Source organism: Mycobacteroides immunogenum, from assembly GCF_001605725.1.
Classification (GTDB): Bacteria; Actinomycetota; Actinomycetes; order Mycobacteriales; family Mycobacteriaceae; genus Mycobacterium; species Mycobacterium immunogenum.
This window is the reverse complement of sequence record NZ_CP011530.1, coordinates 4388889-4408834: the sequence shown is the minus strand read 5'-3', so window position 1 is coordinate 4408834 and position 19946 is coordinate 4388889. Positions and strand designations below refer to the sequence as shown.

The following is a 19946-nucleotide window of genomic DNA, read 5'->3' as shown; positions in this document are numbered from 1 at the left end:
TGGTATGGTAGGGCGCTGTGCCTGGCCAATGGCCACCACTGGTAGCACCGGTGGGGGCCAAATAAGGCGCCAGGTCAATTCGCATGCCCAGAGGGTGAAGGAGTTTTTCTTCGCGGCCGCGGTGCGTGCGACACGCCCGGCCTCGGGATACCGAACTGGGCGAAAAACGCAGGACAACAGGGCCTTTAGATGGGCTCACAGTGCTAGAGCCCAGTAGTAGCTAGAGAAGAAAGCCGGTACATGCCAACCATCAACCAGCTGGTCCGTAAGGGTCGCCGGGACAAGATCGCCAAGGTGAAGACCGCGGCCCTCAAGGGCAGCCCGCAGCGCCGTGGCGTGTGCACCCGCGTCTACACCACCACCCCGAAGAAGCCGAACTCGGCGCTGCGGAAGGTGGCCCGTGTGCGGCTGACCAGCGCGGTAGAGGTCACCGCTTACATCCCGGGTGAAGGCCACAACCTGCAGGAGCACTCGATGGTGCTCGTGCGCGGTGGTCGTGTGAAGGACCTCCCCGGTGTGCGCTACAAGATCATCCGCGGCTCGCTGGACACCCAGGGAGTCAAGAACCGCAAGCAGGCTCGCAGCCGCTACGGCGCCAAGAAGGAGAAGAGCTAATGCCACGTAAGGGACCCGCGCCCTCACGTCCCCTGGTCAACGACCCGGTGTACGGTTCGCAGCTGGTAACCCAGCTGGTCAACAAGGTGCTGCTCGATGGCAAGAAGTCCATCGCCGAGCGCATCGTGTACGGCGCCCTGGAGCAGGCTCGCGACAAGACCGGCACCGATCCGGTCGTCACGCTCAAGCGCGCCATGGACAACGTCAAGCCCGCCCTCGAGGTGCGTAGCCGCCGCGTCGGTGGTGCCACCTACCAGGTGCCGGTCGAGGTCCGCCCCGATCGCTCCACCACTCTGGCCCTGCGCTGGCTGGTGAGCTTCTCGCGCGCTCGTCGTGAGAAGACCATGGTCGAGCGTCTCGCCAACGAGATCCTGGACGCCAGCAATGGTCTGGGCGCCTCGGTGAAGCGTCGCGAGGACACCCACAAGATGGCCGAGGCCAACCGGGCGTTCGCGCACTACCGCTGGTGATCTTGACGGGCCTCATCCTTGGTGGGGCCCGTTCGGCTCGTCCAGCGCACCCGTCCTAAATTCGAAGCGAAAGAGCGGAAACTTCTGTGGCACAGGAAGTGCTGACTGACCTGAACAAGGTCCGCAACTTCGGCATCATGGCTCACATCGATGCCGGCAAGACCACCACGACCGAACGCATCCTCTTCTACACCGGTATCACCTACAAGATCGGTGAAGTTCACGATGGCGCAGCCACCATGGACTGGATGGAGCAGGAGCAGGAGCGCGGCATCACCATCACGTCCGCCGCGACGACCGCGTACTGGAAAGAAAACCAGCTCAACATCATCGACACCCCGGGACACGTCGACTTCACCGTCGAGGTGGAGCGCAACCTGCGCGTCCTGGATGGAGCCGTAGCGGTCTTTGATGGCAAGGAAGGCGTGGAGCCGCAGTCCGAGCAGGTATGGCGTCAGGCCGACCGCTACGACGTTCCGCGTATCTGCTTCGTCAACAAGATGGACAAGCTGGGCGCCGACTTCTACTTCACCGTGAAGACCATCGAGGACCGTCTCGGTGCGCGCGCGCTGCCCATCCAGCTGCCGATCGGTGCTGAGAACGACTTCGAGGGCATCATCGATCTGGTCGAGATGAACGCCAAGGTGTGGCGTGGCGAGACCAAGATGGGCGAGAGCTACGAGACCGTCGAGATCCCGGCCGAGCTCAAGGACAAGGCCGACGAGTACCGGGCGGCACTGCTCGAGGCCGTCGCCGAGACCGATGAAGAGCTGCTGGAGAAGTACCTGGGTGGCGAGGAGCTGTCCATCGAGGAGATCAAGGCTGCGATCCGCAAGCTGACCATCACCTCCGAGGCATACCCGGTGCTGTGTGGCAGTGCGTTCAAGAACAAGGGCGTGCAGCCCATGCTCGACGCGGTCATCGACTACCTGCCGTCCCCGCTGGATGTCGGTGCCACCACCGGCCACGTGCCCGGCAAGGAAGAGGAGCTCATCACCCGTGAGCCCAACACCTCGGAGCCGTTCAGCGCGCTGGCGTTCAAGGTTGCCACGCACCCGTTCTTCGGCAAGCTGATCTACATCCGCGTGTACTCGGGCAAGGTCGATTCCGGTGCGCAGGTCGTCAACTCCACCAAGGGCAAGAAGGAGCGTCTGGGCAAGCTGTTCCAGATGCACTCCAACAAGGAGAACCCGGTCGAGTCGGCCGCTGCGGGCCACATCTACGCGGTGATCGGACTCAAGGACACCACCACCGGTGACACCTTGTGCGATCCGCAGAACCAGATCGTCCTGGAGTCCATGACCTTCCCGGATCCGGTTATCGAGGTGGCGATCGAGCCCAAGACCAAGAGTGACCAGGAGAAGCTGGGCACCGCGATCCAGAAGCTCGCCGAAGAGGACCCCACCTTCAAGGTGAAGCTGGACCAGGAGACCGGCCAGACCGTCATCGGCGGCATGGGCGAGCTGCACCTGGACATCCTGGTGGACCGCATGCGCCGCGAGTTCAAGGTTGAGGCCAACGTCGGTAAGCCGCAGGTGGCCTACCGCGAGACCATCCGCAAGCTCGTCGACAACGTCGAGTTCACCCACAAGAAGCAGACGGGTGGCTCCGGCCAGTTCGCGAAGGTCATCATCAAGGTCGAGCCGTTGGTCGACGCCGAGGACGGCGCCACCTACGAGTTCGAGAACAAGGTCACCGGTGGCCGCGTGCCGCGCGAGTACATCCCGTCGGTGGACGCCGGTGCGCAGGACGCCATGCAGTACGGCATCCTGGCCGGCTACCCGCTGGTGAACATCAAGGTGACCCTGCTCGATGGCGCCTACCACGACGTCGACTCGTCGGAAATGGCGTTCAAGATCGCGGGCTCGCAGGCACTGAAGAAGGCCGCGCAGGCCGCTCAGCCGGTCATCCTTGAGCCCATCATGGCTGTCGAGGTCACCACACCCGAGGACTACATGGGTGACGTGATCGGCGACCTGAACTCCCGCCGTGGCCAGATCCAGGCTATGGAGGAGCGCAGCGGTGCTCGTGTCGTCAAGGCGCAGGTTCCGCTGTCGGAGATGTTCGGCTACGTCGGCGACCTTCGGTCGAAGACCCAGGGCCGGGCTAACTACTCCATGGTGTTTGACTCGTACGCCGAAGTTCCGGCGAACGTGTCGAAGGAGATCATCGCGAAGGCAACGGGCGAATAGTCCGCCGGAGCACCGCGCCCCTGGCGCAACACTGTAAGTAACAACAACAAGAGTCCAGGAGGACACAAGTGGCGAAGGCGAAGTTCGAGCGGACGAAGCCGCACGTCAACATCGGGACCATCGGTCACGTTGACCACGGCAAGACCACTCTCACTGCAGCTATCACCAAGGTGCTGCATGACAAGTACCCCGATTTGAACGAGGCGTCGGCCTTCGACCAGATCGACAACGCTCCCGAAGAGAAGGCTCGTGGTATCACGATCAACATCTCGCACGTGGAGTACCAGACCGAGAAGCGTCACTACGCACACGTCGACGCCCCCGGTCACGCTGACTACATCAAGAACATGATCACCGGTGCCGCCCAGATGGACGGCGCGATCCTGGTGGTCGCCGCGACTGACGGCCCCATGCCGCAGACCCGCGAGCACGTGCTGCTCGCCCGTCAGGTGGGTGTGCCTTACATCCTCGTCGCGCTGAACAAGTCCGACATGGTGGACGACGAGGAGCTCCTGGAGCTCGTCGAGATGGAGGTCCGGGAACTGCTGAGCAGCCAGGACTTCGACGGCGACAACGCTCCCGTCGTGCGTGTCTCGGCGCTGAAGGCGCTCGAGGGCGACGCCGAGTGGGGCAAGACCGTTGCCGACCTGATGGACGCGGTTGACGAGTCGATCCCGGACCCGGTTCGCGAGACCGAGAAGCCGTTCCTGATGCCCGTCGAGGACGTGTTCACCATCACCGGTCGTGGCACCGTGGTGACCGGTCGCGTCGAGCGTGGCGTGATCAACGTGAACGAGGATGTCGAGATCGTCGGCATCAAGGACACCACCACCAAGACCACGGTCACCGGTGTGGAGATGTTCCGCAAGCTGCTCGACCAGGGCCAGGCTGGCGACAACGTCGGTCTGCTGGTTCGTGGTGTGAAGCGTGAGGACGTCGAGCGTGGCCAGGTTGTGGTCAAGCCCGGCACCACCACCCCGCACACCGAGTTCGAGGGCAGCGTCTACATCCTGTCCAAGGACGAAGGCGGCCGCCACACGCCGTTCTTCAACAACTACCGTCCGCAGTTCTACTTCCGCACCACCGACGTGACCGGTGTTGTGACGCTGCCGGAAGGCACCGAGATGGTTATGCCCGGTGACAACACCGACATCTCCGTCAAGCTGATCCAGCCGGTCGCCATGGACGAGGGCCTGCGTTTCGCGATCCGTGAAGGTGGCCGTACCGTCGGCGCCGGTCGCGTGACCAAGATCCTCAAGTGATCTAAAGACGCCAAGAAAGCGGCGCTCACCCTTCGGGGTGGGCGCCGTTTTCGTTGTCTGTCCCTGGCCGAGTGGGAATCTCGCGAGGGAATCGGTCCGATTTACCTCGCGAGATTCCCACTCGGCGGATCAGGAGGCGAAGTTATGCCCTGAGGTGTTGTTGTCGTGCATGGTGTACGTCGAGCTCACCTTGGCGCGCTTCTCGATCAATTCGGACAAAAGATTGTTCACCACACTGGGATTCGGGTTGAAGGCGTCCAGCTGCCGGCGCACCATCCCGATGCCGGGCAGCCGGTCCACGACGGCGCTCGCGTTCGCGTTGACCGCGGCGGCTCTGCTGAACAGCCAGCCGGAGAGCCGGTGGTTGACGCCCTGAAATGTGGTGTCCCGGAAGAATTCATCCATCGCCGACGGCCCCATCAACATGGAGCCGGGTCCGGCGATCACCTCGGCGAAGAGGCGGCGGACCGGGCCCGTGCGTGCGCCGGACATGCCCGTGGCCAGCGCCTCGATGAGCTCGACGCGCCAGCGCGAGGCGTCCCCGGAGCGCGCCAATAGGTAGTCGAGGTTGCGCATGGCATCGATTCCGGTGCGGGGCAGCAAGTCCTCGGTGACACCGAACATCAGTGCCCAGCGCAACAGGTAATGCCAGACATCGTCGATTTCCCTCAGCGTGCAAGATCTTCCGAGCCGATAGTCGACGAGTAGGGCCCCGAGCATCGCCTCGATGAACCCGCACATGGACGCGTTCGAGATCGGTGCGCCGAACTGGGCGAAATTGTCCTCGCCCCAGGCGCTGCGCAGACCCCGCCGGGCCAGCGAGTGCACCAGCCGCACCCGCATGGTCAGCTTGATCTGCTCGGAGCCCGGCACCAGGCCGTCGCGATCGAAGATCATCGAGAAGAACCGGTTGGTCTCGGCCAGTCGCTGAGCGCTCTGATAGCGGAACCGGCCGGTGGCCCCGGTCGCCGCCGACACATCGGAGTTCATCACGGTGTCGAACACCGCGAACGTCGCCATGACGGCGGTGGTCGCCGTGGTCACCTGCCGTGCTCGCTGCCGGCCCCGCTCGGCCTTCTCCGCGTCCCACCACTGCGGGACGCGGTAGGCGTCTGCGAACAGTGCGCGCAGTGCCTCGGGAGGATCGTCCAGGCTATCGATGCCGTGCTCGACGGCCTGCTCGAACAAGGCGCGCGCTTGGGCGGAACCCAGTTCGTGAAAAAGCTCCACCACTGCGTCCATCGGCTCGTCGCCCTGCCACATGTGGTCATCGAACATGCGCGTCGCGGGGGTGGGGGTCACCTCGTCTTCGACGTCGAACCACGGATCAAACAGATAGTGCCGGCAGTGGCTCCATATCCACCCGAACTCGTTCTTGCCCTCGGGGATTGGGCGTAGGTCCATTCCCGGGCGGTAGTAGTAGTCGAACGGGTGCGGGTCGCCTGTCTGTGGTTCGTCGACCACGGTGAGCTTGGGCATCCGGGCGCCTCCTGAGGTTCGATGCCGACGTCATTGACAACATCCATTGCCAATATAAGGCGGGTGGACCCGCTTTGTCACCCGGTGAGTTCGCAGTGGCGTGCGTTCCCGTTACGACGCCGACTTCTCGGTGTGCTTGGCCGAGGATGATTCCTTCGACGCCGAGGATTCCTTGGCGGAGCCGGAGTGAGATCCGGATACCGAGGAAGGCTTGCTTTCGTTAGGGGAGGACTTGTTCTCGCCGGCTGTCGACGCCGATGTGCCGGACTTTTCCGACGTGGTACCGGCGGTGGTCGGCGACGGCGTGGACTTGTCGGATTGCTTGGTGCCGGTGACGGTGCTTGTGGTCGTTGTCTTTTCGGACGGCGACGCTGTGTCGGTCTTGGCGGTACCTGGTGTCGAGCCGGCCGCGGAGGCTGGCTCGGACTTCGGCGCCGGCACTGCGCCGTGGTCGGCCTGAGTGCTTGGAGCCGCCGTGGCGGGCTTCGGTGATGTCAGCGTCTTGGTCTTCGGAGAAGTCGTCGAGACCCGGACGGGCGCTGCCGCGGGCACCTTGTCCGTCTTGTCGGTCGCGCCATCGGCCGACTTGTCGGAGTCGCTCGGAGTTGATGGGGCCGTCTTGTCGGCGGGTGTGACGGGGTGCGTATCGGTAGGTTGGGACGGGGCCGCATTCTCGCCGGACTCGGTGCTGGTGCGTTTTCCGGTGGTGGCATCGTCGGTTGTCGTCGCGGAGACCTGCTTGCCGATGGCTTTGGATTCGGTCGTCTGCTCGCTGAGGGCCGGTGTCGATGGCTTTGCGCTGGGTGTCGCGGAGGCATCGATCTTGAGACCTGTTGTGGTCTCATCTTTTTCGCCAGCAGTGAGGGTGCCTGTGCTGTCAGTGGCGGCGGGCGATTGCTTATCGGTCGTTGACGTCTCCGGAGAAACGATCGGTTTGGGCAATGTCGGTGTGTATTTTCCGGTTTTGAGGATGTCCAAGCTCTGTGCGATTGCCGCGGGCAGCTTGCTCAGTGCCTCGGTCACCTTGCTGAGGGGCGTGAAGAGCTGAAGCTGTTGCGTCTTACTGGGATCGGCGGTGCGGTCGTAGCCCATTTCGACAAATACCCTGAGTACGGGTTCGAGGAAGTCAACAAAGCGCTCCGCGCCGATCAACGAGAGGGGAATGCGAAATGGCGCCAGCAGCGGCAGTGTCTTGGGGAACGTCACGTACGTGGTGTTGCCCACGGTGGTTTCCACACGATTCGGATCGTTGGGATCGCCGGCGAAGTAACCCGGAAACCCGTGCTGGATCACTATGCCCGCCAACGCATTCACGATCGCCAGTGGATTGGCATACTTCGGGAAGTCGGCGAACCCATCGTACTGATTCGCGTAATCGGTTGTCTTGAAAGGACTATCGGCAGGCCCTGGGCGTTCGAACGGGATACCCAGAATCGCGGACAGCGGTGAGAGGAAAGCGAACCTGGTCAGCAGGCCCCCGTCTGGGCGGTAGGGATTGCCGATCATCTTGAACTCGGGGTTGGGCACGTTCTGCTCGCCGTTGGCTAGTCTGCGCGCCAGCTCTGCCCTGACCCGCTCGGCGGCCATGGTGCCCTGCGAAATGCTGACAATGGTGACCTTTTCGCCCGCGGGAACATCTTGCAGCGCCTTCAGCATGTTTTCTGCGCCGGTCTCCACGGAGTCGGCGAGGGAGTAGCCCGCACCCCGGAACAGCGCGTCGAGGAACGGGACTACCGCGGGGTACTCGACCGCCTTGAATGTGTCGCCGTCCGGAACGACGGAATGGGCGGGCGGTTTGTAGCCGAGGTTCGGAAGGACACCCACCACCTGCAGCATGGTGAAGGCTGCTTCGACCAATCCTTCTGGAGTGGGCGCGTAGCCAAAATTGTAGGGAAGAGTGTGGGCCTGACCGTCGCCTGTGCCGCCCAGGCCCAGGGTGACTCCGGTCAGATCGACACCGGCGCTGATCCTTCTGAGTTGTTGAGTCACGGCGGTTGTTCCGCCGTAGAGAAGCCCGGTGAAAACCAGCGTGGCCACGATGAATGTTGCCGTGATTCCGCGCACCAATCGCAGATAGATCCGCCCCGACATTTGCCCGACCCCGTCTCCCCGAAAGCTCTGGCTGCTGGCGCCAGTAGATGGGCTAGAGGTTACTACCGGGCGATGGGTGCTACCGCGAGAACGGTGGTGTCCAGTTGTGCTTCGTCGGTTCTTGATGATGGGGAGAGCGGGAAGAGGATGATGATGCCCATGAACGTGGTGGCACGCTTCCTCAAAATCCTGGCTTTTTCGCTGCTCTGCGGGATCGTCGGGCCGATTTTCATCGTGATGTATTACGTGATCGACGAACCCGCGACCAGCTGGATGTTGTACAGCGGTGTCGGCATCACCATCGGGATCGTTGTCCTGGCTTTCGTGCTGACATTGGCATTCACCAAGAACGAGGATGCGCGCAAGCTGTTGGAGGCCAACGGAGTTCTGGCACTCGCCGATGTGGTGGCGGCCAACGAGACCGGCATGACCGTCAACGATCGTCCGGTCATCAAGCTGACGCTGCAGATACATGGGGAAGGGATCACCCCATTCCGTGCGGAGACACGGGCCCGGGTGTCCGTACTGCAGATACCTGCCCTCAGCCGGGGCAAGCTGGTGGTGCTGGTTGTTCCCGGTACTGAGCAATTCCAGATCGATTGGCAGCGCAGCGCGCTACTCAACGGGCAGGTGCCGGCCAAGTTCACCAGCTCGTCCCAGGGGCGCGAATACGACCTCACCGGGCAGGCCGGACCGCTTTTCGAAATCATGAGGGTGCTCAAGGCCAACGGCATCGGTACCGACGGCGTGGTAGACATCCGATCCAATCCGGTTGTCCGTCAACAGATTGATGCGATTCTGCGCAAGACAGAGCCGGCTGAACCCGCGGGTGCCGATGCCGGCGCCGGTGGCTCGGTGGCCGACCGGCTGGCGGAGCTCGATCGACTCAAGTTGGCTTCGTTGGTGTCCGAGGCCGAGTACAACGACAAGCGTGCGGAGATCCTGCGCGATCTCTAGACCGGCCGTGCGGTTTGGCAAGGTGTCCGCTGAGCGGTACTCGATCTGGAACACGTTCTAGAAATACTGCTAGCCTGGTTCCGATTGCAAAGGAGCAAAACACATGGCGGATCAGTCGGCCCATCAGATCTTGTCCGGAAAAGTGGCCTTCGTAACCGGTGCGGCCCGCGGACAGGGGCGTCAGCACGCCGTGCGGCTGGCTCAAGCCGGAGCGGACATCGTCGCGATCGACGCCTGTGCCCCGGTGTCGGAGTACGCGGGATACGACGCCGCCACGCCCGAAGACCTCAAGGAAACCGTCAGGCTCGTGGAGGCCGCGGGTCGCACGATCATCGCCGAGCAGGCCGATGTTCGCAACGGCGCCGCGCTGCAGAGCGTGGTTGAAGAGGCGGTCGCGCAGTTCGGGCACATCGACATCGTGATCGCCAACGCGGGGGTGCTGAGCTGGGGCCGGTTGTGGGAGATGCCTGACCAGCAATGGGAAGACGTCATCGATACCAACCTCACGGGCACCTGGAAGACAATCAAAGCTGTTGTGCCGACCATGATTGAGGCTGGAAACGGCGGTTCGATCGTGATCGTGAGTTCGGTGTCCGGCCTGAAGGGCACTCCGGGTAACGGTGCTTACGTCGCCTCGAAGTTCGGTCTGACCGGTCTCACCAAGTCATTGACAATCGAACTGGCCGAGTACGGGATTCGGGTCAATTCGATCCATCCGTATGGCGTGACCACGCCGATGATCACCGGCGATGCCATGATGAAGATTCTCGCCGACCACCCCAACTATCTGCCCAGCATCGCGCCAATGCCATTGTCGCCCACCAAGATGCTCGAACCAGATGAAATCTCCGATGTGGTGCTGTGGTTGGCCAGTGACGCGTCGGGCACCCTGGCCGGCGCTCAGGTGCCGGTAGACAAGGGGCATCTGACCTACTGACCGGCCCGGAACTAGCCCGGCATCACCACGACGGGGACCGGGCTGTGCCTGACGATCTTCGTCGCGCGTGACCCGAGGAACACCCGGGCCACGGTGCTGTGCGGGCGGCTGCCGAGCACCAGCAGCTCGCCGTCGTTCCACTCGGCGTTGTCCAACGCGTCGTCCCAGGTATCGCCGGTGACGACCTTCAGCTCGACATCGGTTGTCACGACGCCGCTGTGGCGCAGCCCTTCCAGGGCCTCTTCGGATTGGGCGACCCAGCTGGCAAGCACCGCGTCCTCGGCTTCCGGTCCGACACCCGCGGTGAGCATGGTCCGGCCGCGTACGGCGAAGGTGACCACACGCAGCGGCGCGTGCAGCCGCTGCGTCAGCCGAACGGCTTGTTGCACAACGTCGACCGCATCTTCCGTGCCGGGATAGCCGCACGTCACCCGGCTGACCGTGCCCTCCTTCGAGCCGCGGTAGCCGCGTGGGCTGATGGCCAGCGGCACCGGGGAGGAATGCAGCAATCTATCGCCCGTCGAGCCCAAAACCACTTGTCCGAGTCGCCCTTCCGAGGCGGATCCGACCACCAGGACGTCGGCGTCGGATGCCTCGACGGCTTCCAACAGTCCTCCGGACACCGAACGATGCGCCACATTGTGGAATGTCACATCGATTCCGGTGCCGATCTTCTCGAGGTAAGCGGCGGCCTCGGACCTGGAATCGTCGGAAAGCTTCTGCGCCCATTGCGCGTATTCGGCGTCGATCTTGGCCTTCGACAGCGTGGTCCACGGCTTCGGCACCACGGTCGTGACGGTGAGTGAGGTTTCCAGGACACGGGCAGATTCGACGGCCAGGTGCAGGGCACCCTTGCCGCCCTTGCCCGAAAGGTATCCGACGACGACGGTCATACCGGTTCCTTCTCCGGTAATTCGGCTGGGTCGCTGGGTAAGTCGTTGAGTGCGCTGTGGTGTCGGCCCCACAGCAGATAGAACACCAGCACCACCGCAACCCAGGAACCAAAGGCGATCCAGGTGACCGGGGGCAGGCTGAACAGGATGTAGCCGCAGGCTATGACGGACAGGACAGGTGTCACCGGGTAGCCGGGAACGCGGAAGGCGCGCGGCAACTCTGGCTCCCGTATCCGCAGGATGATGACGCCGATCGATACCACGATGAATGCGGTGAGTGTTCCGATCGACACCATGTTCGCGAGGCTGTCCAGGGGCACGAAGGCGGCCATGAGACCGACGACCACGGCGACGATGATGGTGTTGTTCACCGGGGTCAGCGTGCGAGGGTTGACTTGCGCGAAGATCGAGGGCAGCAGGCCGTCGCGACCGATGGCGAACAGGATGCGCGTCTGGCCGTACATCGACACCAGCGTGATGGAGAAGATCGAGATCACCGCCCCCGCCGCGAGGAACGTACTGGCGGAGGTGCTTCCGGTGACCTTGTCCAGAATCAGGGCCAGGCCGGCGGACTGCCCCTCGAACTCCTTCCAAGGTTGTGCACCCAGCGCGGCCAGCGCGACGACCAGGTAGAAAGCGGTGACGATGAGCAGCGCGGCGATCAGTGCGCGCGGCATGGTCCGCTGGGGATCCTTCACCTCTTCGCCTGCGGTGGACACCGTGTCGAGCCCGACGTAGGTGAAGAAGATCGTCCCGGCCGCGGCGCCGATGCCGCTGACGCCGAACGGTGCGAAGTCGGAGAAGTTACCGGCCTGGAAGGCGGTGAACGCGATGATCGCAAAGACTGTCAGGACCGCCAGCTTCAGCAACACCATGACGGTGTTCACCAGCGCGGACTCACTTGTCCCTCGGATCAGCAGGATTGCGCACATGACGATGAGCAGGACCGCGGGAAGATTGAGCCAGGGATGCGGGGCCGCGGGGTCGGCGCTATCCCAGGGGGCGGCGCTGATCGCATGCGGCAGATGCCATCCGAAGAGGTTGACCAAGAGTTTGTCGAGATACTGGCTCCAGCCCACGGCCACCGCCGCGGCCGACACTCCGTATTCCAAGAGCAGACAGGCGGCCACCACCATCGCGGCCAGCTCACCCATGGTCGTGTACGCGTAGGAGAACGAGGAGCCCGATACCGGTACCGCCGAGGACAATTCGGCATAACAGAGCGCGGCCAGCCCGGCGGCGAGGCCCGCGACCAGGAACGAGGCCATCACCGCTGGACCTGCCTTCGGCACGGATTCCGACAGGATGAAGAAGATACCGGTGCCCACGGTGGCGCCGACGCCGATCATGGTGAGCTGGAAGGTACCCATCGACTGCTTGAGGTGTCCGCCGGCTCCGTGGGCGGTGGGCGCTCCCGTGGTCGGGCGCCGTCGCAGCAATTGTTGGGCAAGACTGGGTGACGAGGGTGCCATGGTGCCTCCTGTGGCCGGGCGAAACCTATCGGAAGCTGGCCAGCGCGTCAGCGAACTGGTCTACCACCCAATCGATTTCGCCCTCGGTGATGACAAGGGGTGGTGCGAACCGGAGCGTCGCGCCGTGCGTGTCCTTCACTAAGACGCCAAACTCTGCCATGCGCAGGCTGATTTGTCTTCCCGTTGCCAGATTCGGGTCGATGTCGACTCCGGCCCATAGCCCCAGCGAACGCACCTCAGTGACGCCTTGGCCGATCAGAGCGTCGAGCCGGGTTCGCAGGTGTCGTCCCAGAACGGCTGCCCGGTGCTGGAATTCGCCGCGCTCCAGGATTGCCACCACGGTGGATCCGACGGCCGCGGCCAACGGATTTCCGCCAAAGGTGGAGCCGTGTTCACCGGGATGCAGTACGCCGAGCACGTCGGTATCGGCCACCACGGCCGAGACAGGCACCACGCCGCCGCCCAGCGCCTTTCCCAACAGATAGACGTCGGGGACCACGTTCCAGTGGTCGCAGGCAAACATCCGGCCGGTGCGCGCGAGCCCGGCCTGGATCTCATCGGCGATGAACAGAACATTGTTGTGGGTACATATCGCGCGCACGGCGGGCAGATAGTCATCGGGCGGAATGATGATGCCGGCCTCGCCCTGAATGGGCTCGAGGAGTACGGCGACGGTGTTGTCGTCGATGGCGCGTTCCAGTGCGGCGGCATCGCCGAACGGGACAACACGGAACCCCGGCGTGAACGGGCCGAACCCGTTGCGCGCCGTCTCGTCGGAGGAGAAACTCACTATGCTGATGGTGCGGCCGTGGAAGTTGTTGTGCGCCACCACGATATTCGCCTGATCCGCGGGCACTCCCTTGACGTCGGTGCCCCACTTACGCGCGACTTTGATGCCGCTCTCGACGGCCTCGGCCCCGGTGTTCATCGGCAACACCATGCCCTTGCCGCAGAGCTGGGCCAGATCGCGGCAGAACCTGCCGAGGCGATCAGAGTGGAAAGCCCGGCTCACCAGCGTCACCGTGTCGAGCTGCGCGTGTGCCGTCGCGAGGATCTCCGGGTTTCCGTGGCCGAAATTGACCGCGGAGTAGGCGGCCAGACAGTCCAGGTACCGCTTGCCGTCCACATCTTCGATCCATGCGCCCTCGGCGCGGTGGGCCACCACGGGTAGCGGCGCGTAGTTATGTGCGCCGTACTGCTGGGCCAGCTCGATGTATTCGGCGCTCTTGTATGAGTCGGGTGACATGCCGGGGGCCTCCGTGACGGTCACGAGTGCAGCTCCAGTGTGCAACATTTCACCGATCCGCCACCCTTGAGTAGCTCGGAAAGATCGATGCCGATCGGTTCGAACCCGGCCGCGCGCAGCTGCGCGGCGAATCCGGTCGCCGCGGCGGGCAGCATGACGTGCCGGCCGTCGGAGACGGCGTTCATACCGAGTACATAGGCATCGGTGGAGCCGGCGATGATCGCGTCGGGGTACATGGACCGCAGTCGCGCCTGCGAGTCCTCACTGAATGCCGGCGGGTAGTAGGCCACCGTGTGCGAATCCAGCACCGCCAGCGCGGTGTCCAGGTGATAGAACCGGGGATCCACGAGCTCCAGCGTCACCACCTCGATGTCGAGCATCTGTCCAATCTCGGAGTGTGATCTGACATCGGTGCGGAAGCCCGTGCCCGCCAACATGACGTCGCCGGCCAGTAGGAAGTCGCCCTGCCCTTCATTGGTGTAGTGCGAGTGCCTCGGCTGCAATCCGTGCTGACGCATCCACGTGGCGTGTGCTTCGGACTCACCCGCACGTTCGGCATGTTTGAACTGCGCGACAACGGCGTTGCCACGCAGAACGATTCCGCCATTGGCGGCGTAGACCATGTCCGGCAGGCCCGCGACGGGAGGCAGGATGTCCACCGTGTGCCCGAGCCGTTCATAGGTGGCGCGCAACGCTTCCCATTGGGAGGTGGCCAGCGCCGGATCAACAGGATTGGATATGTCCATCCAGGGGTTGATGGCGTATTCGACGGTGTAGTGCGTCGGCGGCACCATCACGTAGTGACGGGTCGTCGGCGTCCGTTCTGGTTGTGTCATCGGCGAGTCGGCCGGGTGTCCACCCTCGTGTACAACGGTCATGCACCGAGCGTATGAGGACCGTCTACCGCAATCAATCTTTATCCATTGCGCAGCAGGGCGCGATTCATTGCGCCAAGATCCCGGTTTTGGCAGTCTATTGCAGGAACGGACCGAATCGTGGAGGAGGCAGGTCAATGGCGGAGCTGGACGCCACCGATGAGCGAATCGTGACCTTGTTGATGCGCAACGCCCGGGCGACATTCGCCGAGATCGGTGAGGAGGTCAACCTTTCGGCACCCGCCGTGAAACGCCGGGTCGACCGGTTGGTGGCCACCGGGGTCATCAAGGGCTTCACCACGGTGGTCGATCGCGCCGCCGTCGGCTGGAACACCGAGGCCTACGTCCAGATCTACTGTCAGGGCACTATTACACCGGAAGCCTTGCGGCGCGCCTGGATCGATATCCCCGAGGTGGTCAGCGCCGCGACGGTGACCGGAACATCGGACGCGATGCTGCGGGTCCTGGCGCGCGATATCCAGCACCTTGAGCGAGCACTGGAGCGCATCCGGGCCAGCGCGGATATCGACCGCACCGAGAGCATTGTGGTGCTGTCCAACCTGGTGGACCGAGCCCAAGTCCAGGGCTGAGGGGCGACGGCCGGTAGGCCTGACATCGCGCGTGTCCAGTCGTGTATGAAGAAACCCATGACCGACGCGGAACGTGGAGTGCTGATCATCGGTGGTGGGCTGGGTGCGGTGCGAACAGCCGAGCAGTTGCGCCGTGCCGAGTTCTCCGGGCCGATCACCATCGTGAGCCGAGAGACTCACCTGCCCTACGATCGTCCGCCGCTGTCCAAGGACGTCTTGGGTGACACGGAGAAGACGATCGATGCTGTGGTACTCAAGCCACGAGAGTTCTATGACGAGAAGCAGATTGAGCTGCGTCTCGATACCGAGGTGACCACCCTGGATCCTGCTGCGCGCACCGTCACCCTCAGCGACGGCAGCACGCTCGAGTACGGCGAGGTCATCATCGCGACCGGTCTGGTGCCCCGCCGGATTCCCTCGTTCCCCGACCTGGCCGGCATCCATGTGTTGCGTACCGCCGACGACAGCTTCGCGCTGCGTGCCGACGCCGCCAGTGCGCGGCGTGCGGTGATCGTCGGGGCCGGGTTCATCGGCTGCGAAGTGGCGGCGACCTTGCGGGCCAACGGTGTTGAGGTGGTTTTGGTGGAACCTCAGCCGGCGCCGCTGTTGGCGGCCATCGGCCAGCAGCTCGGGGACCTGGTGGCCCGGTTACACCGTCATGAGGGTGTGGACGTACGGGTGGGTGTCGGCGTGCAAGGCGTGGAGGGGGAGGGGCGAGTCACCGCGGTCACCCTGTCGGATGGGACGCGGCTGGACGCCGACCTGGTGGTGCTGGGTATCGGCAGTCGGCCCGCGACCGATTGGTTGGACGGGTCGGGTGTGGCCGTGGACAACGGCGTGCTGTGCGATGCGGTGGGCCGTACCGGCACCCCGCACGTGTGGGCGCTGGGAGATGTGGCGGCCTGGGCCGATGCCGAGGGGCGCCCGAACCGCGTGGAGCACTGGAGCAATGTCGCGGATCAGGTTCGCGCGCTGGTACCGGCGCTATTGGGGCAGGATCAGGCCGCGAATACGGTTGCGGTGCCTTATTTTTGGAGTGACCAGTACGACGTCAAGATTCAGTCGCTCGGTCACCTCGGGAGTTCGGACACCGTGCACCTGATCTCCGATGATGGTCGGAAGTTCCTGGCTTACCTGGAGCGCGACGGTGTGCTGACCGGCGTCGTGGGCTGTGGCATGGCTGGTCCGGTGATGAAGATGCGGGCCAAGATCGCGGCGGGAACACCCATCGCCGAGGTGCTGGAGTAGCGACAGCGCGGTCAGCCCAGCACGCGCAGGCCCGCCTCGGCGGCGTCGAAGCCCCTGCCGAGCAGAGTGGTGAGCCGTGACGACTCGTCGGCGAGCCACTGTTCGTACGCCGCGAGCGCGACCCCCAGCAGAGTCCAGGCCACGGTCTGCGGCAACAGCGAGTTCGCATCTGTGCCGCTGCGTTTGGCCACGAACTGCGCGATCACATCGCGCCATCCCGTGTACATCAACATCGAATACGCCTGCAACGCTGGGATTTCCAGGATCATCCGCATCCGCATGCGATGACGCGGCGTTTCGTCCATTGGAAAGTCGTTGAACGTCAAGACCGCCTGCCGCAACGCTTTACTGGTATCGACGGTGTCCGGAGTCTCCTCCAGCAGCGTGCGCATCACGCCGAGGTGGGAATCGAAGTCTCCCCACACGATTGCGTTCTTGGAGCTGTAGTACCGAAAGACCGTGCGCCGGGCGATGCCGGCGGCCGCGGCGATGTCATCGACACTCACCCCGTCGAAGCCGTGCTGCGCGAAAAGCGCCATCGCCACCGCGGTGATCTCATCCCGGGTTGTCGAAGGGCGTCGTCCCACGCGCGACGGCTGCGCACTCATGCCCAGAACTCTGCCATTTCTCGGCACCCTCTTTCTTTTCTGCACTCGATGCCATTATTATCGTGACCGTCGCCACAGTCCAGACTCACAAGGGAGTGAACAAGATGGCCGAGCCCACCACTGTCGCCGGACAGCGCAACGACACCGAACTGGTGCAGGAATCACTGGTTGAAGAGGTGTCGATCGACGGGATGTGCGGCGTCTACTGAGACGCCCCATCTCGATGAGCGCCATGGTTGACGAGGCGCCCGCAGGTTTCGACTGGACACGGCCCTGGCAGTTGCATCCCCAGGTGTCGCTGCGTCCGGAACCGTTCGGGGCGCTGCTCTATCACTTTGGGACCCGCAAGCTGTCATTCCTGAAGAACCGCACTCTGCTGCAGATCGTGCAGTCCCTCGCTGATCACCACAGTGCCGAGAGCGCCTGGCAGGCCGCCGGTGTCGCGGACGGTCAGGCCACCGCTTATCAGCAGGCCCTGACGGTGTTGGCGGATTCCAAGATGATCGTGACCCGAGAGGACGCCTCATGAGCGCTCCCGCAGTACCCCGCCTCAACGTCGCCGCCGTTGCGGCTCCGAAACTGGTCGATCAGTTCGAGCAGGGACTGGATGCTCCCATCTGCCTTACCTGGGAGCTGACCTACGCCTGCAACCTGTCCTGCGTCCACTGCCTGTCCTCGTCGGGCAAGCGTGACCCGCGCGAGTTGTCGACGCGACAGTGCAAGGACATCATCGACGAACTCGAGCGCATGCAGGTGTTCTACGTAAACATCGGTGGCGGGGAACCCACTGTGCGATCCGACTTTTGGGAGCTTGTCGACTACGCGACCGAGCACCATGTCGGGGTGAAATTCTCCACCAACGGCGTGCGTATCACCGAGGAGGTCGCGGCGCGGTTGGCTGCGAGCGACTACGTCGACGTACAGATCTCGCTGGACGGTGCGACCGCAGAGGTGAACGACGCGGTGCGCGGCGCGGGCTCGTTCGACATGGCGGTACGTGCACTGGAGAATCTGGCCGCCGCCGGATTCAAGGACGCGAAGATTTCGGTGGTGGTTACCCGCCACAACGTGGACCAGCTCGACGAATTCGCCGCGCTGGCAGCCAGATACGGAGCGACGCTACGGATCACGCGGCTGCGCCCGTCGGGCCGCGGTGCCGATGTGTGGGACGAGTTGCATCCCACGTCGGCGCAGCAGCGACAGTTGTACGACTGGCTGGTGCGCAACGGTGAGCGGGTTCTCACGGGAGATTCTTTCTTCCACCTTTCGGCGTATGGGGATGGGTCCGGTGGTTTGCCGGGACTCAACATGTGCGGCGCGGGCCGGGTGGTATGCCTGATCGATCCGGTCGGCGATGTCTATGCTTGCCCATTCGCTATCCACGACCGCTTCCGTGCCGGAAACGTGGTGTCCGACGGTGGATTTGACCAGGTATGGAAGCATTCGCAGCTGTTCAATGAGCTGCGTGAGCCGCAGTCGGCGGGCGCCTGCGGTAGCTGTGGACACTATGACAGCTGCCGGGGCGGTTGCATGGCGGCCAAGTTCTTCACCGGGCTCCCGATGGACGGCCCCGACCCGGAATGCGTGCAGGGCTTCGGCGAGGCGGCCCTGGCCGCCGATCGTGTTGTACCCAAACCCAGTGGCGACCATTCGCGTTCGGCGAGCAAGCGCGCTCCGGTCGCGCTGACCCTGACACGGCGCCCACCCTCTCGCGCGTGCGACGAGAACCCCCTTTCCAATTTACGAGCAGGACGGTAGATGGCCCGCAACACCTGGTTCGAGACGGTCGCGATTGCTCAGCAGCGGGCCAAGAAACGACTGCCCAAGTCCGTCTACAGCTCGCTGATTTCGGCCAGTGAAAAGGGGCTGACCGTCAGTGACAATGTCGAGGCGTTTGGGGAGTTGGGATTCGAGCCGCACGTCGTCGGCATCCAGCCGGACCGCGAGTTGTCGACAACTGTTCTGGGGCAGGAAATTTCGCTACCGGTGATGATATCGCCCACCGGGGTGCAGGCCGTCGACCCCGACGGTGAGGTCGCCGTCGCACGGGCGGCAGCGGCGCGCGGCACGGCAATGGGGCTGTCGTCGTTTGCCAGTAAGCCCATCGAAGATGTGGTGGCGGCGAACCCGAAGACGCACTTCCAGATCTACTGGCTGGGTGGTCGTGACGACGTCGCGCAGCGTATCCAGCGCGCCAAAGATGCTGGTGCGGTTGGTCTTATCGCGACACTCGACTGGAGCTTCTCGCATGGGCGTGACTGGGGAAGTCCCGCCATCCCCGAGAAGATGAACCTGCGCTCGATGATCCGCTTGGCCCCTGAAGTGGTCACCAAGCCCGGCTGGCTGTGGTCGTTCGGCAAAGGAATGAACATCCCGGACCTGCGGGTGCCGAACCAGGCGGTGCGGGGCGAGGCCGGCCCGCCGTTCTTCGATGCCTATGGGCAGTGGATGGGAACCCCGGCGCCCACGTGGGACGATGTGCGCTGGATGCGCGAGCAGTGGGACGGTCCGTTCATGCTCAAGGGTGTAATGCGCATAGATGACGCCAAACGCGCTGTGGATTGCGGTGTTTCGGCCATTTCGGTCTCGAACCATGGGGGCAACAACCTGGACGGCACGCCGGCGTCCATTCGCGCGCTGCCGGGCATTGCCCAGGCGGTCGGAAACGAGATCGAGGTGCTGCTGGACGGCGGCATCCGACGGGGCAGCGATGTGGTCAAGGCACTGGCGCTCGGTGCCCGTGCGGTCATGATCGGGCGGGCGTATCTGTGGGGCCTGGCGGCCTCCGGCCAAGCGGGTGTCGAGAACGTTCTGGACATCATGCGTGGCGGTATCGACTCGGCGCTGATGGGGCTCGGAAAGAAATCTGTGCACGAGCTGTCCCCAGATGATCTTTTGATCCCCGAAGGGTTTGCCCGGGGCCTCGGGCGGCACTAGTTCGGCGCATCGCGAATTGAACAGGGTGTCGGGCACACTCGGTGTGGCGGCAGGGGCTGGCGTGACAATCGGGG

The 19946-nt window shown here is 63.8% G+C and carries 19 protein-coding genes; 12 read left to right on the top strand and 7 right to left on the bottom strand.

From position 1 onward, the window contains the following. Positions 1-240: 240 nt before the first annotated feature. The 4 genes from rpsL to tuf all read left to right on the top strand — a co-directional run bounded on the left by rpsL (position 241) and on the right by tuf (position 4539). Positions 241-615: a 30S ribosomal protein S12 gene (rpsL, locus tag ABG82_RS21830; protein ID WP_003929602.1), complete on the top strand. Its 375-nt coding sequence runs from the start codon at positions 241-243 to the stop codon at positions 613-615. Next, positions 615-1085, top strand: a complete 471-nt coding sequence (rpsG, locus tag ABG82_RS21825) for a 30S ribosomal protein S7 (RefSeq protein WP_043076430.1) — start codon at positions 615-617, stop codon at positions 1083-1085. The genes rpsL and rpsG overlap by 1 nt, the downstream gene beginning before the upstream one ends. A gap of 86 nt (positions 1086-1171) precedes the next feature. Beyond that, a complete protein-coding gene (fusA, locus tag ABG82_RS21820) occupies positions 1172-3277 on the top strand; it encodes an elongation factor G (protein WP_043076431.1) in 2106 nt (701 codons plus the stop codon). A gap of 68 nt (positions 3278-3345) precedes the next feature. Beyond that, complete coding sequence (gene tuf / locus ABG82_RS21815; protein ID WP_043076432.1) at positions 3346-4539, top strand: elongation factor Tu; 1194 nt, start codon at positions 3346-3348, stop codon at positions 4537-4539. A 129-nt stretch (positions 4540-4668) separates the two neighbouring features. Here the strand turns inward: tuf and ABG82_RS21810 are convergent, their stop codons facing one another. Beyond that, complete coding sequence (locus ABG82_RS21810) at positions 4669-6018, bottom strand: oxygenase MpaB family protein (RefSeq protein WP_043076433.1); 1350 nt, start codon at positions 6016-6018, stop codon at positions 4669-4671. Positions 6019-6129: 111 nt separating this feature from the next. Beyond that, a complete protein-coding gene (locus ABG82_RS21805) occupies positions 6130-8109 on the bottom strand; it encodes a PE-PPE domain-containing protein (protein WP_052510920.1) in 1980 nt (659 codons plus the stop codon). A 159-nt stretch (positions 8110-8268) separates the two neighbouring features. Here ABG82_RS21805 and ABG82_RS21800 point away from each other — a divergent pair, with 159 nt between their 5' ends. Both ABG82_RS21800 and ABG82_RS21795 read left to right on the top strand, forming a co-directional pair. Further along, on the top strand, positions 8269-9066 hold the full coding sequence (locus ABG82_RS21800; RefSeq protein WP_043076624.1) for a membrane protein: 798 nt from the start codon (positions 8269-8271) through the stop codon (positions 9064-9066). 103 nt (positions 9067-9169) lie between these two features. Continuing rightward, entirely contained in the window at positions 9170-10003 is an 834-nt protein-coding gene (locus tag ABG82_RS21795) for a mycofactocin-coupled SDR family oxidoreductase (protein WP_043076434.1), read from the top strand. 11 nt (positions 10004-10014) lie between these two features. Here the strand turns inward: ABG82_RS21795 and ABG82_RS21790 are convergent, their stop codons facing one another. The 4 genes from ABG82_RS21790 to ddaH are packed head-to-tail and all read right to left on the bottom strand — an operon-like array spanning position 10015 to position 14492. After that, positions 10015-10896, bottom strand: a complete 882-nt coding sequence (locus ABG82_RS21790) for a universal stress protein (protein ID WP_043076435.1) — start codon at positions 10894-10896, stop codon at positions 10015-10017. Continuing rightward, positions 10893-12368, bottom strand: coding sequence for an APC family permease (locus ABG82_RS21785; protein WP_043076436.1), 1476 nt, complete (start codon positions 12366-12368; stop codon positions 10893-10895). Before ABG82_RS21785 ends, ABG82_RS21790 begins: the two co-directional genes overlap by 4 nt. A gap of 25 nt (positions 12369-12393) precedes the next feature. Then, positions 12394-13614 (bottom strand): ornithine--oxo-acid transaminase, encoded by a 1221-nt coding sequence (rocD, locus tag ABG82_RS21780; RefSeq protein ID WP_043076625.1) that lies wholly within the window; start codon positions 13612-13614, stop codon positions 12394-12396. 20 nt (positions 13615-13634) lie between these two features. After that, a complete protein-coding gene (gene ddaH / locus ABG82_RS21775; protein WP_078343700.1) occupies positions 13635-14492 on the bottom strand; it encodes a dimethylargininase in 858 nt (285 codons plus the stop codon). 134 nt (positions 14493-14626) lie between these two features. Between ddaH and ABG82_RS21770 the strand changes: the two genes are divergently transcribed. Further along, on the top strand, positions 14627-15079 hold the full coding sequence (locus ABG82_RS21770; RefSeq protein ID WP_043076437.1) for an Lrp/AsnC family transcriptional regulator: 453 nt from the start codon (positions 14627-14629) through the stop codon (positions 15077-15079). A gap of 78 nt (positions 15080-15157) precedes the next feature. Continuing rightward, complete coding sequence (locus ABG82_RS21765; RefSeq protein ID WP_174544379.1) at positions 15158-16327, top strand: NAD(P)/FAD-dependent oxidoreductase; 1170 nt, start codon at positions 15158-15160, stop codon at positions 16325-16327. Positions 16328-16338: 11 nt separating this feature from the next. Here the strand turns inward: ABG82_RS21765 and mftR are convergent, their stop codons facing one another. After that, positions 16339-16935, bottom strand: coding sequence for a mycofactocin system transcriptional regulator (mftR, locus tag ABG82_RS21760; RefSeq protein ID WP_043076438.1), 597 nt, complete (start codon positions 16933-16935; stop codon positions 16339-16341). Between the two features lie 104 nt (positions 16936-17039). Between mftR and mftA the strand changes: the two genes are divergently transcribed. From mftA to mftD, 4 genes are read left to right on the top strand one after another with little or no spacing between them, the layout of a single operon-like run. Further along, positions 17040-17144 (top strand): mycofactocin precursor MftA, encoded by a 105-nt coding sequence (gene mftA, locus ABG82_RS21755; RefSeq protein WP_109475893.1) that lies wholly within the window; start codon positions 17040-17042, stop codon positions 17142-17144. A 14-nt stretch (positions 17145-17158) separates the two neighbouring features. Beyond that, positions 17159-17464: a mycofactocin biosynthesis chaperone MftB gene (mftB, locus tag ABG82_RS21750; protein WP_043076439.1), complete on the top strand. Its 306-nt coding sequence runs from the start codon at positions 17159-17161 to the stop codon at positions 17462-17464. Continuing rightward, positions 17461-18693 (top strand): mycofactocin radical SAM maturase, encoded by a 1233-nt coding sequence (gene mftC / locus ABG82_RS21745; RefSeq protein WP_043076440.1) that lies wholly within the window; start codon positions 17461-17463, stop codon positions 18691-18693. Before mftB ends, mftC begins: the two co-directional genes overlap by 4 nt. Continuing rightward, positions 18694-19872 carry a pre-mycofactocin synthase MftD gene (mftD, locus tag ABG82_RS21740; RefSeq protein ID WP_043076441.1) on the top strand — a complete coding sequence of 393 codons (1179 nt, stop codon included), beginning with the start codon at positions 18694-18696 and terminating at the stop codon, positions 19870-19872. It abuts the gene before it with no gap. The last annotated feature ends 74 nt before the right edge of the window (positions 19873-19946 follow it).